The 13,604-nt window shown below is 65.9% G+C and carries 16 protein-coding genes; 6 read left to right on the top strand and 10 right to left on the bottom strand.

Annotated elements, in window-relative coordinates; translation table 11 throughout:
* Window positions 1–35: 35 nt before the first annotated feature.
* Together OEL49_RS15855 and OEL49_RS15850 are read left to right on the top strand one after the other, a co-directional pair.
* Complete coding sequence (locus OEL49_RS15855; protein WP_235832442.1) at window positions 36–842, top strand: ExeA family protein; 807 nt, start codon at window positions 36–38, stop codon at window positions 840–842.
* Between the two features lie 10 nt (window positions 843–852).
* On the top strand, window positions 853–1,977 hold the full coding sequence (locus OEL49_RS15850; RefSeq protein ID WP_014236395.1) for a tetratricopeptide repeat protein: 1,125 nt from the start codon (window positions 853–855) through the stop codon (window positions 1,975–1,977).
* Here OEL49_RS15850 and OEL49_RS15845 read toward each other — a convergent pair.
* From OEL49_RS15845 to OEL49_RS15835, 3 genes are all read right to left on the bottom strand, one after another.
* Window positions 1,922–3,121, bottom strand: a complete 1,200-nt coding sequence (locus OEL49_RS15845; protein ID WP_331489327.1) for a PglL family O-oligosaccharyltransferase — start codon at window positions 3,119–3,121, stop codon at window positions 1,922–1,924. The two genes, OEL49_RS15850 and OEL49_RS15845, sit on opposite strands and share 56 nt — an antisense overlap.
* Before the next feature lie 78 nt (window positions 3,122–3,199).
* Window positions 3,200–3,736, bottom strand: a complete 537-nt coding sequence (locus OEL49_RS15840; RefSeq protein ID WP_287875597.1) for a hypothetical protein — start codon at window positions 3,734–3,736, stop codon at window positions 3,200–3,202.
* Window positions 3,737–3,757: 21 nt separating this feature from the next.
* Window positions 3,758–4,420 (bottom strand): ComF family protein, encoded by a 663-nt coding sequence (locus OEL49_RS15835; protein WP_238526364.1) that lies wholly within the window; start codon window positions 4,418–4,420, stop codon window positions 3,758–3,760.
* Window positions 4,421–4,568: 148 nt separating this feature from the next.
* Between OEL49_RS15835 and bioB the strand changes: the two genes are divergently transcribed.
* Complete coding sequence (bioB, locus tag OEL49_RS15830; protein WP_014236398.1) at window positions 4,569–5,576, top strand: biotin synthase BioB; 1,008 nt, start codon at window positions 4,569–4,571, stop codon at window positions 5,574–5,576.
* A gap of 5 nt (window positions 5,577–5,581) precedes the next feature.
* Window positions 5,582–6,484 (top strand): methyltransferase domain-containing protein, encoded by a 903-nt coding sequence (locus OEL49_RS15825; RefSeq protein WP_014236399.1) that lies wholly within the window; start codon window positions 5,582–5,584, stop codon window positions 6,482–6,484.
* Between the two features lie 69 nt (window positions 6,485–6,553).
* Here OEL49_RS15825 and OEL49_RS15820 read toward each other — a convergent pair whose 3' ends face one another.
* From OEL49_RS15820 to OEL49_RS15795, 6 genes are all read right to left on the bottom strand, one after another.
* Window positions 6,554–7,255, bottom strand: a complete 702-nt coding sequence (locus tag OEL49_RS15820) for a sulfite oxidase heme-binding subunit YedZ (protein WP_287875594.1) — start codon at window positions 7,253–7,255, stop codon at window positions 6,554–6,556.
* 12 nt (window positions 7,256–7,267) lie between these two features.
* A complete protein-coding gene (gene msrP, locus OEL49_RS15815; RefSeq protein WP_014236401.1) occupies window positions 7,268–8,206 on the bottom strand; it encodes a protein-methionine-sulfoxide reductase catalytic subunit MsrP in 939 nt (312 codons plus the stop codon).
* Window positions 8,207–8,252: 46 nt separating this feature from the next.
* Window positions 8,253–9,029: an anti-sigma factor family protein gene (locus OEL49_RS15810; protein ID WP_014236402.1), complete on the bottom strand. Its 777-nt coding sequence runs from the start codon at window positions 9,027–9,029 to the stop codon at window positions 8,253–8,255.
* On the bottom strand, window positions 9,026–9,526 hold the full coding sequence (locus tag OEL49_RS15805; RefSeq protein ID WP_014236403.1) for an RNA polymerase sigma factor: 501 nt from the start codon (window positions 9,524–9,526) through the stop codon (window positions 9,026–9,028). Before OEL49_RS15805 ends, OEL49_RS15810 begins: the two co-directional genes overlap by 4 nt.
* A gap of 3 nt (window positions 9,527–9,529) precedes the next feature.
* Window positions 9,530–9,910: a hypothetical protein gene (locus tag OEL49_RS15800; protein WP_014236404.1), complete on the bottom strand. Its 381-nt coding sequence runs from the start codon at window positions 9,908–9,910 to the stop codon at window positions 9,530–9,532.
* 178 nt (window positions 9,911–10,088) lie between these two features.
* Window positions 10,089–10,730, bottom strand: a complete 642-nt coding sequence (locus tag OEL49_RS15795; protein ID WP_014236405.1) for a c-type cytochrome — start codon at window positions 10,728–10,730, stop codon at window positions 10,089–10,091.
* Between the two features lie 226 nt (window positions 10,731–10,956).
* Between OEL49_RS15795 and yihA the strand changes: the two genes are divergently transcribed.
* Window positions 10,957–11,715: a ribosome biogenesis GTP-binding protein YihA/YsxC gene (gene yihA / locus OEL49_RS15790; protein ID WP_014236406.1), complete on the top strand. Its 759-nt coding sequence runs from the start codon at window positions 10,957–10,959 to the stop codon at window positions 11,713–11,715.
* Window positions 11,716–11,904: 189 nt separating this feature from the next.
* The gene (hemB, locus tag OEL49_RS15785; protein WP_014236407.1) at window positions 11,905–12,915 is read left to right on the top strand and encodes a porphobilinogen synthase; all 1,011 of its coding nucleotides are present in this window, start codon (window positions 11,905–11,907) and stop codon (window positions 12,913–12,915) included.
* A 67-nt stretch (window positions 12,916–12,982) separates the two neighbouring features.
* Here hemB and slmA read toward each other — a convergent pair whose 3' ends face one another.
* Window positions 12,983–13,579, bottom strand: a complete 597-nt coding sequence (gene slmA, locus OEL49_RS15780; protein WP_014236408.1) for a nucleoid occlusion factor SlmA — start codon at window positions 13,577–13,579, stop codon at window positions 12,983–12,985.
* Window positions 13,580–13,604: the final 25 nt, after the last annotated feature.

Here is a 13,604-nt window from a genome sequence, read left to right as displayed (position 1 = left end):
GGGGGGGCGCTGTGTATCTGAAGCATTTCGGATTGGTGGAGTATCCGTTCGGGATTACGCCCGACACCAGTTTTGTCTACGCCACCACCGGCCACCAGGAGGCCTTGAATACCCTTCTGGTGGCGCTTCGCGCGGGAGAAGGATTCGTCAAGATCACCGGGGAGGTCGGCACCGGCAAGACGCTGCTCTGCCGCCGTCTCCTGCAGAATCTGGGCGACAAGTTCGTTACCGCCTATCTGCCCAACCCCAACCTTGAGCCCCGTACCCTCTACCTGGCCCTGGCTGAGGAATTGCGGTTGAAGGTGGCGCCGGATATCGATCAGTACCACCTGCTCAAGTCCCTCAACAAGCGTTTGCTGGATATCGCCCGGGAGGGCAAGTCCACCGTGGTCTGCATCGACGAGGCCCAGGCCATGCCGCTGGAGAGTCTGGAGGCCCTGCGCCTGCTTTCCAATCTGGAAACAGAAAAACGCAAACTGCTGCAGTGGGTCATTCTGGGACAGCCGGAGCTGGACAAAAAACTGGGCATGCCGGAAATCCGGCAACTGCGACAGCGGATCGCCTTCCATTACCGCCTGCCCGGACTGGGGCGTCGCGAGGTGGCGGCCTACGTGGCCCACCGCCTGCGGGTGGCCGGTTATCGGGGCGAAGAGCTGTTTTCCTCCGGCGCCATCAAGGGGTTGCACCGCGCCAGCCGCGGTACGCCCCGCCTGATCAACATCCTAGCCCACAAGGCCCTGCTGGCCGTATTCGGCGAGGGACACTTCCAGGTAAGGGGTAAGCACATCAAGGCTGCCGCCCGGGATACGGAAGGCACCCGCTCGCTCCGTCTCTGGTGGTAGAAAGGTTGCCATGAGCCTGATCAATCAGATGCTGCAGGATCTGGACCAGCGCCAGGCAGGAGAAGTGCAGCGGGCCCTGCCCAACGAGGTACGTTCCCTTCCTCCGAGCCGTCGTTCTTCCATTCTGCCTTGGGTTATCGCCGGCGGCAGTATCGCCCTGACGACGGCAGCCGTTTATTTTTACCTGCCTTTGGCAACGCAAAGTGGGGCTGCGCCTGTAGCCGCGGCCGTGGTGTCTCCCCCTGGAATCCCGACGGATGAGCCCCCGGCTGCCCCAGCCGCGGGGGGCAGCGTGCCGATAGAGGCACCGGTGCCGGTCCCCGCTGCCGCGGAGCCCATGCCCTTGCGGCTGTCGGATGTACTTTCGATGCCCCAGCCGCGGCAATCATCCGTTCCCCAGGAAAACCGGAGTGCCCCGCTGGCGAAGGAGAGCCCTGCGGTTGCACCAGTTCCTGTGACCGTGCCACAAGCCGTCCCTGCCAAAGCTGCGAGCGGGGTTGCTGCCAGTGTTGCGAGCAAAGGTGAAACGCGGGATGGACCTGTTCACATCGAAAAAACGCCCCTGCAGGCCACTCCCCAGGAGCGTGCCGAGTCCGAGTACCGGCGGGGTGCTGCCCTGCTGGCCCAGGGGCAGCTCAAGTCCGGCATGGATGCACTGCGCTCCTGTCTGAAGGTCGATGGCACTCACGCAGCCGCCCGGCAGCTGCTACTGAAGGCATTGCTGGAGCAGCGTTCCTATGATGAGGCCCGGGAGTTGCTGGCCGAGGCGGTACAACTTCAGCCCGGGCGCTATCAGTGGGCCATGACCCTGGCGCGGCTGCAGATCGAAAAGGGGGATGCGGCAGGCGCCTGGCAGAGCCTGCAGGCCTCCATGGGGGCGGGCGCCAACAACGCCGATTACCAGGGGCTGGCCGGCAATGTCCTGCAGCGGCTGGGCAATGGCAAGGATGCCGCCGAGCACTACCGGGCGGCCTTGCGCCTCAGTCCCAATGACGGTCGCTGGTGGATCGGCCTTGGCCTCGCCCTGGAGTCCCAGGGTAACGGGGCAGAAGCCCGTACGGCCTTCCAGACGGCCCGGGCTAGCGGTTCCCTGACACCGGAGATGGCTGCGTTTGTGGAGCAGCGCCTGCGCTGAATCCGGAGGGCTGCCTGGCGGCCGCCTCGGCCTTTTCCAGGGATGCTGCCAGCGCCCTGATTTCCGGATACTTGTCGGCCAGAACCCGCACCTGACGCAGGGCCGCTGGCACCCGGGCAGGATAGGCGAGGATGGCCAGCTGCAGCATCTGTTGGGCCTCATCCTGGCGCCCGGCCAGGGCCAGCAGGGCCGGATACTTGAAGACCAGTCGATCCACCGGCGAGAACAACAGGCTGTCGGCGGTGATTGCCAGTTTTTCCTCCAGATTGTCCGGGCTGATGGGGGCGGCCAGCGCGTAGTAGAGCTGGACGTAGTGGGGGAACAGGGACTCGCCGTAGAGTTTGCTCAAGCGGGTATGCACTTCCGGCCAGGAGGCCTGCTGGGTCGTATCGATATCCCGCCAGTGCATGGTGTCCTCCAGCAGGGAATAGTCCCGATACAGGTTGCCCATGACCCAGATGCCGGCCAGCAGCAGCAGCGCCATTGCCCGGGGGCCGAGCTTGCCCAGGTCGATGGAAATGGGCCTGGGGGCCAGCGCTCCCAGGAGGATGGCCATGGGGCCAAGGAAGAAGGCGTACCACAGGGGGTATTCCAGTTGGCTGTGCAGTCCGACGATGGCGATGGCGGCCAGTCCCCACCAATGCCCATGCCCCCATGCCTGCTTCCGGAATTCGCGCCACAGCGCCACGCCGACGAGCATCAGGGTCAGCAAACTGGCGATGCCGAATTCGGCCAGCAGCTGGGCGAAAAGGTTGTGTGCGTGTTCCGCCGCACCCGGCAGGCTGCCCGGAGGGACGGAGCCGGCCAGGGCGAAGGTCTGCCAGGAGAAACCGCCCAGGCCGACGCCCAGCAGGGGAGCCTGGAGGAAACTGTTCCAGGCGATCAGCCACAAGGCAAAACGGGTGGAAATGCCGCCGGGGTCGCTGTACAGGCGCTCACCGGCCGTGACCATGGCAACGTCGCTCACGTTGCCGAAGTGCTTGGCAAGCTCCACCAGCAATGCGGCGGCGATGACCCACCCGGTACCTCTGCGAATCGAAGCAAAGTCGGACTGCCGATAGCCCACGGCAAAACTCAGGATGGCCGTGGCTGCGATGTACAGATAGACGGAGCGGGAGGCCGTGAAGACGGCGCACAGGGCCAGGGGTATGGAGGCCAGCAGGAACTGCCACAGACGCAGGCGCTGCCGGGCCTGGAGATAGATGGCGGAGAGGACTCCCAGCTAAAGATAGTCGGCGAACTGGTTGCGTTGCCCCAGGTTGGCAAAGACCTGGCCATTGCGGGTGGGGAAAATGAATTCCAGGCCCAGCCAGTCGGGACGATACAACTGCAGGCCGACGATGAGGAGGCTCATCAAGCCGCCGCAGAGAAAGCCGAAGGATAGCGTCTGCGCCAAGCGTTCCAGGCCGGCTTCCCTGACCAGCACCCGGCCCAGCAGCAGCATGAGGCAGGCCCAGATGAGGTAGAGGCAAAAGAGCAGGCCCTGGTGCAGAAAATGGACCTTGCCGGCAACCAGCTGAAACAGGAACAGGGCAATGAGGGCAAAGGGAATCAGGGCGCCCAGGGGCAGGCGCAGATCCTGGCGTGCCGGCTCCCGCAGGAACAGGCTGCTGGCCAACAGGCCAAGCAGGCCGGCCCACCACTCCGCATAAAAGGAGGGTATGGGGTTGTAGTGGTGCGGATTGAGGAAGGGCAGGCAGGCCATGGCCCCGACCAGGAACAGGCTGCACTGCAGATGGCGCTGATAGGAAAAGGACATCGGGGCGGTGGCGAAAAAAGGCTAATGATGACAGGTGCGGGCAATGACGCCTACATCCACCTGTCGTGCGCCATGCAGTTTCAGGGTTCTGGCACATTCCGAGAGGGTGGCGCCGGTGGTGAGGACGTCGTCAAGCAAGAGCAGCCGTTGGCCGTCGAGGGCGGTGGTGCAATGAAAGGCGCCGCGGACGTTGGCGTGGCGCTTGTCGATGGGCAGTTCTGCCTGGGCCGTTGTCGCTCGCGTCCGTTGGCAGACCTGGGACAGGATCGGCAGGTTCAGCAGCCGGCCCAGGTGCTTGCCTAGTTCCAGACTCTGGTTGAAGCCCCGCTCGCCCATCCGCTCCCCATGCAGGGGCAGGGGCACGATGGCGTCCCACTGGTCGGCCAGGGGTGCCAGCTGTCGCGCCAGCCCTTCGGCGAAGAGCGGTGCCAGTCCCAGCTGGCCCTGATATTTGAAGGCCTGGATCAGCCGGTCCACGGGATGCTCGTAACGCCATGAGGCCCAGGCGCGGTCGAAGTGGGGAGGCTGCTTCTGGCAGTGGCCACAGGTCAGGCCGCCGGTGCCGGGTTCGGCGCAGCGGGGACAGGCATTGGCGCCGAGCAGCGGCAGGTCGTCACGGCAGGCGGCGCACAGCATGCCTTCCTCACAGCGGTCGTGGCACAGCAGGCAACTGGCCGGAAGCACTGAATTCAAAGCGAATTTCCAGGCCCGCCCGAGGACTTTCCGGCTTTGGGCTACAATTGACATTTCACCCGTGCTCCGGGATTATTCATAATTATGAGCCATACTTAATAGTATGGATGCCAGTAGGGTTTTTCGCAAAGGTTTTGCCATGAATGCAGTCGCAGCCGCCGTTTCCGCCACTTCTCCCGCCGCCAATAGTGCTTCCGCCCATGCTGCCACCGACAAGCCGGTGTGGAGCCTGGAGCAGGTGCAGGCCCTGTTCGATCTGCCTTTCATGGACCTGGTCTTCCGCGCCCAGCAGGTGCACCGGGAAAACTTCGACCCCAATGCGATCCAGCGTTCCACCCTGCTCTCCGTGAAGACCGGCGGCTGTTCCGAGGACTGCGGCTACTGTTCCCAGTCCGCCCGCTACAGCACCGACGTGGAGCGGGAAGCCCTGCTGCCCCTGGATGACGTGCTCAAGGCCGCCCAGGCCGCCAAGGACCGGGGTGCATCCCGCTTCTGCATGGGCGCCGCCTGGCGCGGTCCGAAGGACAAGGACCTGGACAAGGTCACCGAAATGATTTCCGCCGTCAAGGCCCTGGGTCTGCAGACCTGCGTCACCCTGGGCATGCTCAAGGACGGCCAGGCCGAAAAGCTGAAGGATGCCGGCCTCGACTACTACAACCACAACCTGGACACGGACAAGGAATTCTACGGCCAGGTGATCAAGAGCCATTGCCAGGAAGATCGTATCGACACCCTGGAGCAGGTGCGGGATGCCGGCATCAACGTCTGTTCCGGCGGCATCATCGGCATGGGCGAGACCCGCAAGAACCGGGCGGCCCTCATCGCCCAGCTGGCCAACCTGCCCAAGGCGCCGGAATCCGTGCCCATCAACAACCTGGTGCCGATTCCCGGCACGCCCCTGGCCAACGTCAATCCGGTGGACGGTATCGAGTTCGTGCGCACCATCGCCGCCGCCCGCATCACCATGCCCACCTCCTATGTGCGCCTCTCCGCCGGTCGCCACGAGATGAGCGAGGAACTGCAGACCCTGTGCTTCCTGGCCGGTGCCAATTCCATCTTCTACGGCGAAGCGCTCCTGACTACCGGCAACTCCCAGGCCGACCAGGACGACGCCATGTTCGCCAAGCTCGGCCTCAAGCCCGTCTAAGCCCCATGGAACAGGCCGCGGCTCCCCTGGTGGACGACCGCCAGGTGCGGCGCGCCTTTGCGCGTGCCGCCGCCGGCTACGACGGCGCCGCCTTTGTCGCCCGGGAAGTGGGCGGCCGTATGGCCGAACGTCTCGACTACGTGCGCCTGGAACCGGCGCGCATCCTCGATCTGGGCTGCGCCACCGGCGCCGACCTGGCGCCTCTCCAGGCCCGCTATCCCCAGGCCCTCACCGTTGGTGTGGACGCCGTGCCGGCCATGCTGGACCAGGCCCGGCGCCAGCATCCGGCCAGTGGCCCGTTGCTTTCCCGGCTTCCCGCCTGGCTCGGCGGTGGCTCCCGGGGGCCGGCCCTGGCGGGCGGCGAGGCGGCCCGGCTGCCCTTTGCCGGCGGCAGTTTCTCCCTGCTCTGGTCCAACCTCATGCTGCACTGGGTGAATGACCCGGAACCGGTGCTCAAGGAATTGCATCGCACCCTGGAAGTCGGGGGGCTGCTGATGTTTTCCACCTTCGGCCCGGATACGCTGAAGGAACTGCGGGCCGCCTTCGGTGATGGCTACGCCCACACCCAGCGCTTCATCGACATGCACGACTGGGGCGATCTGCTGGTCCATTGCGGTTTCGCCGATCCGGTGATGGATATGGAAATCCTCACCCTGACCTATCCGGACTTTGACGCCCTGGCTGCCGAACTGAAGGCCGCCGGCGACACCGTCGCCATGACGGCGCGCCGCCACGGCCTGATGACGCCCCGTCTGTGGCGCCAGGCAGCCGCCGCCTTTGCCGCCAAGGCCAGGGACGGCCGGGTGCCGGTGACGCTGGAGGTGGTCTACGGCCACGCCTGGAAAACTGCGCCGAAGAAGACTGCCGACGGGCGCAGCATCGTCCGCTTCGATCGCAACCGCCCCTAGCGGTCAAGCCGTCCCCATCTTCCCGATATTGGCGGGCCCTGGGCGCACGAGTGCCCAGGGCCCTTTGTTTTAGCGCTTCTTCGGCATCCCCAGGGCCGCCGCCGCATCCCGCTTCATGAAGACGACGGGCTGCACTGCCGGCGGCGTGCTGCGGGTCGGCCAGGGGCCGTTCAGCCGGATGCGTTCCACCACGCGCCATCCCAGCAGGATGGCCAGGACCAGGGCGTAGATGATGGGGTCCAGCAGGGCCACCCGTTTCACCAGCCACAGGTAATGCACCACCCCCAGGATCGCCACCGCATAGACGGCCCGGTGCAGGCTCTGCCAGCGCTTGCCGCCGAGGCTGCGGATGGCGGCGTGGCTGGAGGTCAGGGCCAGGGGCAGCATCAGCAGGAAGGCGGTGGCGCCGACGGTGATGAAGGGGCGCTTCCAGATGTCCCGGGCGATGGCGTCCACGTCCCAGAACTGGTCCAGCCAGAGGTAGGTGAGCAGGTGCAGGCAGCCGTAGGCGAAGGCCGTCAGCCCCAGCATGCGGCGCAGGCGCAGCAGCCAGTGCCAGCCGGAGAGCTTGCGCAGGGGCGAGACGCACAGGGTGAGAAAGAGGAAGTTGAGGGTCCAGATGCCCATGCCCCGGGTCAGGGCTTCGATGGGATTGGCCCCAAGGCTGTCCGACCACAGGCCGTGGGCGTAGTGCAGGGCCGGCAGCAGGGTGAGCAGGAACAGGGCGGCCTTGATGGCGGAGAGTTGGCGCGGGGTGGGCTGGAAGGTCATGGGCGGAAGATGTCAGAAGAAGCGGCGCAGGTCCATGCCGCTGTAGAGGCCGGCCACCTGGTCGGCGTAACCGTTGAAGGGAAGGGTCTTGCGCTTGATGAATTCGCCGATGCGGCGCTCCGTCGCCTGGCTCCAGCGGGGATGGTCCACCGCCGGATTGACGTTGGAGTAGAAGCCGTATTCGCTGGGGCCGGCCTTCATCCAGGTGCTGCGGGGCTGTTCGCGGACGAAGCGGATGCGCACGATGGACTTGGCGCTCTTGAAACCGTACTTCCACGGCACCACCAGACGGATCGGCGCCCCGTTCTGGGCCGGCAGCACCTCGCCATAGAGGCCGACGGCGAGCAGGGTCAGGGGGTGCTGGGCCTCGTCCAGGCGCAGTCCTTCCACATAGGGCCAGTCCAGCAACGGAGAGCGGACGCCGGGCATCTGCTGGGGGTCCGCCAGCGTGACGAATTCGACGAAGCGGGCCTGGCCGTTGGGTTCCACCTGCCGGATCAGCTCCGCCAGGGGAAAGCCGACCCAGGGAATCACCATGCTCCAGCCTTCGACACAGCGCATGCGGTAGATGCGCTCCTCCAGGGGCGCCAGCTTCAGCAGGTCGTCGATGGAAAAGGTGCGGGGGCGCTTGATTTCCCCTTCCACGGTGACGGTCCACGGCCGGGTCTTGAGGCGGCCGGGCGCGTGGCGGGCCGGGTCCTCCTTGTCCGTGCCGAACTCGTAGAAGTTGTTGTAGCCGGTGACCGACTTGAGGGGCGTCAGCTTTTCGTCGCTGCTCAAGGGGCTGGGGCGCAGGGTGCCGAGGCTGCCGGCCTGGCTGATCTGGGGCAGCCCCAGGCCGGCCAGGGCGGCGCCGGCGCCGAGGCCTTTGAGCAGGGCACGGCGACCCCGGGCCAGGGGCTCCGGCGTAATCTCGGATGGCAGCAGGTCGGGGGGGCGGCGGATCAGCATGGGCGGCTCCGGAGGTGAGGATTGGGCAGGCTCGGGGCGGGCCGGCCTAGCGGGCTTCCAGTTGTTGATAGACCTGGGTGGCGATGGTGCCCAGGCTTGCCTTGTCCAGCGTGCCGGACAAAGCATAGCCGAAGCGACCGTCCACCCAGTAGAAAACGCTGACGTCCCCTTCCCGGCTGAAACGGAAGGAGGTGTCGCCACTGCCGGTGCCTTCGCCGCTGACATAGAGGGTCAGGCGCTGGCCGCCCCCGTCCTGGTACATGAACAGGGCCACGGGGCCCTGGCCGCCCGGCAGCAGGCGCCCGCCCACCAGTTCGAAGCCCTGGGCGCCGAGGCGGGGCGGGTGCAGGGGAGCGCCGAGCCGTTTCGACAGCCAGGCGGCCAGATGGGTTTCCTGGTCGGCGCCGACTTCCACCGGGTGGCGCACCTCCGGTGCATACACCGCGTGGGCGATGGCCGCCTGGCGGGGCAGGGCTGCAGCCAGGCTGGGCGACGGCAGGTAGGTATGGGCCTGCCAGCCGGCCAGGGCGCCCGACAGCACCAGCAGTACCGCGGCGGCGCTCTGCCAGGGCCAGGTGAGGAAGCGCTGCCGGAGGAGGGGCGCCGGCCGGGGCAGTTCCTGCAGGTGCGGTGGAATGTCCTCCTCCAGCACCGGCTGGAAGAGGGATTGCAGGCCCCGGTTCTGGGCCTGGTAGGCCTGCAGTCGGTCGTGGGTGTCGGGATGCTGTTCCAGGTACGACTCCACCTGCGCTTGCCGCTCGGCGGGCAGGCGCCGGTCCGCCCAGGCCTGGAGCTCGTCTTCGTGAATGGGTTGGGGCGTCATGGTACGACCCTCAAATGGGTGACGCCGGACTCCGGCGCCATGAGGCGGCGCAGATGCTCGCGGCCGCGAAAGAGGCGCGACATGACGGTGCCCCGGGGGATGGCCAGGGTTTGGGCTATGGCGTCGTAGCTCATGTCTTCCAGTGCCACCAGCAGGATCACCGCCCGTTGCTCCTCCGGCAGGCGGTAGAGGGCTGCCGCCAGGTCGGCCAGTTCCAGGGCGTCGCTCTGGGTGGGCCGGGTACCCGGTTCCGGGATTCGCTCGTCCAGTGGCTGGGGGGCGATGCCGGGGCGGCGCAGCTGATCCAGGCGCAGGTTGTGCATGATGGAGAACAGCCAGGGACGCAGGGGGCGGTCATCCTGCCAGCTGCGGCGCCGGCTCCAGGCCCGTTCCAGGGTGTCCTGCACCAGGTCGTCCGCCGCCGCCCGGTCGCCCACCAGGGCCCGGGCGTAGCGGCGTAGCCGGGGTATCTCGGCCAGGAGCGGCGCTTCCTCCATGGTTCAGGGCTTGGCCACGTGCCAGACGTTGTTTACGCCGTCGCCGCTGCGGTCTCCCGGCTTCTGGTCCTTGACCCAGTAGTAGAGGGGCTTGCCCCGGTAGGCCCACTGCTTCTTGCCGTCGTCCCGGGTGAGGATGCTGAAGTGGCCGTTGGCCCGGTCCATCTCGTTGGCGAACAGGGGCGGCCAGTTGCTGGCACAGGGGCCGTTGCAGACGCTCTTGCTGCCGTCCGCCGGGTCCTTGTCGAAGACGTAGAGGGTCATGCCGTTGCTGCCGGTGAGGGCGTCCTGGGCGACCGTGGCTGGAGCGGGGCCGCCGTAACTGGCGCAGGCGGCCAGTCCGGTGGCGAGAACGATGCCGGCGATGTAGGTGTGGATTTTCATGGTGATCTCCGTAGGGTGATGTTGCATACGGATATACGGAAATCCCCGGCTGCCAATTCCCTCCGGCGGCAAATAATTTCCGTGGCTGGCGGTAGGACCGCCGGCGCCGGAAAAAATGCCGCAGAAAAAGAAAAAGGGTGGCAAACGCCACCCTTTTCGGTGCTGCTGGGAGTGCGGCTTAGCGCAGGCCGGCAGCGTACTCGGCCACGGCCTTGATTTCCTGGTCGCTCATCTTGGCAGCGATGGTGCGCATCATCTTTTCCGGATCGTTGCCGCGCTCGCCGGAGCGGAAGGTCTTCAGCTGGTTCTCGGTGTATTCAGCCCACTGGCCGGCCAGACGGGGGAACTGGGCGGGCAGGCCGGCACCGGCAGCGCCGTGACAGCCGGCACAGGCGGGGATGCCCTTCTTCACGTCGCCGGCGCGCCACAGCTTCTGGCCCTGGGCCACCAGCTTTTCGTCCTTGGCCACCTGGGGCTTCAGGGTCTGGGCGGCGAAGTAGGCGGCCACGTTCTTCATGTCGTCTTCGGTGGCCAGGGTGGCGGCCATGCCGGCCATGATGGCGTTGTTGCGCAGGGGCGCCTTGCCGTCGGCACCGGGCTTGAAGTTGGACAGCTGTTTGACGATGTATTCGGGGATCTGGCCGGCCAGGTTGGGGTTGGCGGCAGCCAGGCTGTTGCCGTCGGTGCCGTGACAGGCGCCGCAGACGGCTTCAGCAATGGGCTTGCCCTTGGCGGGGTCCGGTTTGGCAGCAGCTTCCGGGTTGGCGTGGGCGGTGAAGCTGGCGGCGAGCAGAAGCGCCAGAGCCGTGGTGCGAATCATGTCCAAACTCCTTCTATCGATCCAAAAAATTCGGTATAGACGCTAGGCCGCCGGAGCGGGATCGCGCGGCCCCTCCCGGGAGGCCAGGGTTATTCTTTGAGCATTGCTGCGGCCGGAGTTTGCCTCGCCTGGGGGCTGAACCCCGTGAAAGCAAAAGCCGAAACCCTGCTATTCTATATCACTTCGGTGCTCCGAAGCGAGGAGCGGAAAAAGGAGAAGGCCCACCATGGCCCTGTTTCAAAAGGCGGTTTTTTTAACCACCGTCGCCCATTTGCGGGATCTGCCCGAGGACGCCCTGGCGGAGGTGGCTTTTGCCGGCCGTTCCAATGCCGGCAAGTCGTCCGCCATCAATACCCTGGCCAACCATACCCGGCTGGCTTTCGTTTCCAAAACCCCCGGCCGCACCCAGCACCTGAACTTCTTCAAGCTGGAAGAGGGCAAGTTCCTGGTCGATCTGCCCGGCTACGGCTATGCCAAGGCGCCGGAGGAAATCCGTTCCCAGTGGGAGGGCCTGCTCGGCCCCTACCTGCAGCACCGCGGGCCGTTGTCCGGCCTGGTGCTGATCATGGACAGCCGCCATCCCCTGACGGAGCTGGACCAGAACCTGATCGACTGGTTTGCCGCCACGGGCAAGCCCCTGCACATCATGCTGTCCAAGGCGGACAAGCTGACGCGGCAGGAACAGTCCCTGGTTTTGCGTCAGGTCAAGGCCGCCATGGCCGATCTGGGGGAACGTTGCACCGTCCAGCTGTTCTCCAGCCTGAAGAAGACCGGCGTCGAGGAGGCGGAGAAGGTGATTGCCGGCTGGATGGGCATGGAAGTGCCGCTGCCGCGCCCGGCGCCGCCGCCCCGGCCGATCCGTTCGGCCAAGAGCGCCGCCGGTGCCAAGCAGAACCGGACCCACGCCCCGGGCAACAAGAAAGCCGTGCTGGCGGGGGGCAAACCGGCCAAACCGAAGCCGGCCAAGGCTCCGGCACAGAAATAAAAAAGCCCCCGGTAAAGGGGTAACCGGGGGCCGAAATGCCTTAATTAACTTGATTAAGGCACCCGCTCAGGGAGGTAAAGCGGGAGACGGTGTGAGCCATCTGCGTTCTAAGAGAGGCCTTGGGGGAGAGAAGTTCCCAAACCGTGCAATTTTTTTGAAAATTTTTTACTGGGTTCAGAACCGCCTGCCATGACTAGCCAAACCATCCCCGGAAAGTTCTCCGCCACCCGCATGCGGCGCATGCGCCGCGATGATTTCTCCCGTCGTCTGATGCGTGAGTCCGTGCTCACTGCGGACGACCTGATCTATCCCGTTTTCGTCCTCGAAGGCAGCCAGCGCAGCGAAGCCGTCGCCTCCATGCCCGGCGTCTGCCGCCAGAGCCTGGACCTGCTGCTGCATACCGCCGAGCGCGCCCTCAAGCTGGGCGTGCCCGCCCTGGCCCTGTTCCCGGTGGTGGACGGCAGCCGCAAGAGCCTGGATGCGGCCGAGGCCTACAATCCGGAAGGCCTGGTGCCCACCGTGGTGCAGGCCCTGAAGAAGGAATTCCCGGAGCTGGGCGTCATCACCGACGTGGCCCTCGACCCCTACACCATCCATGGCCAGGACGGGCTGATCGACGCCAGCGGCTACGTGCTCAACGACGAGACCGTGGAAGTGCTGATCAAGCAGGCTGTCTGCCACGCCCAGGCCGGCGCCGACGTGGTGGCGCCCTCCGACATGATGGATGGCCGCATCGGCAGCATCCGCCAGGCCCTGGAAGCGGAAAAGCTGATCTACACCCGCATCCTGGCCTATTCCGCCAAGTACGCCTCCGCCTTCTACGGCCCCTTCCGCGACGCCGTCGGTTCCGCCGCCAACCTGGGCAAGGGCAACAAGTACACCTACCAGATGGACCCGGCCAATACGGACGAGGCCCTGCGGGAAGTGGCCCAGGACCTGGAAGAGGGTGCCGACATGGTGATGGTGAAGCCGGGCATGCCCTATCTGGACATCGTGCGCCGGGTCAAGGAGCAGTTCGGCGTGCCGACCTACGCCTACCAGGTGAGCGGCGAGTACGCCATGCTCAAGGCCGCCATCCAGAACGGCTGGCTGGCCGAGGAGGCCTGCGTCCTGGAAGCCCTGCTGTCCTTCAAGCGGGCCGGCGCCGACGGCATCCTCACCTACTTTGCCCTGGATGCGGCGGAGTGGCTGCGCAAGTAAGCGGTCGCTTACTCCAATGAAAAAGGGCGCCGCGGCGCCCTTTTTCATTGTCCATGGCGATTGGAAGTCAGGCTGCCTGGCTGAGGCAGGCCCCGTACAGCATGGGCCATTGCTGGGGCCATTGGGCCAGGGGCTCCCGGCTGAAGCCGCTCTTGGTGTATTGCTGCCAGCGGCCGCTGACGTGGCACAGCAGCAGGTTGGCCAGGGCGGCGAAGTCGGTGGCGGGGCTCAGGTCCTCCTGGGTGGCCGCCACCTTGAGGGACTGCCGCAGGGCCGCCTCCAGCTTCTCCAGCAACAGGTTGATGCGGGCCTGCAGGCGCTCGTTTTCGTGCACCAGGGCATCGCCGGTGAGGACCCGGGTCATGCCCCGGTTGCGCTGGGCAAAGCCCAGCAGCAGGTGCAGGATCAGTTCCACCTGCTTCAGGCCCATTTCCTCTTCCGCCGTGATCTGGTTGATGAGGCCCAGCAGGCTGGTCTCGATGAATTCGATGAGGCCCTCGAACATCTGGGCCTTGCTGGCGAAGTGACGGTAAAGGGCGGCCTCGGAGCATTCGAGGCGGGCGGCCAGGGCGGCCGTGGTGATCTTCTCGCCCTGGGGCTGTTCCAGCATGGCCGCCAGGGTTTGCAGTATCTGCAGCTTGCGTTCGCCGGGCTTGCTGGCCATGGTGCTTCTCCCCCTTGTTGTTGGT

This window comes from Azospira sp., from assembly GCF_030247495.1.
Classification (GTDB): Bacteria; Pseudomonadota; Gammaproteobacteria; order Burkholderiales; family Rhodocyclaceae; genus Azospira; species Azospira oryzae.
The sequence above is the reverse complement of the archived record's forward strand: the minus strand, read 5'-3'. Positions and strand labels throughout refer to the sequence as shown.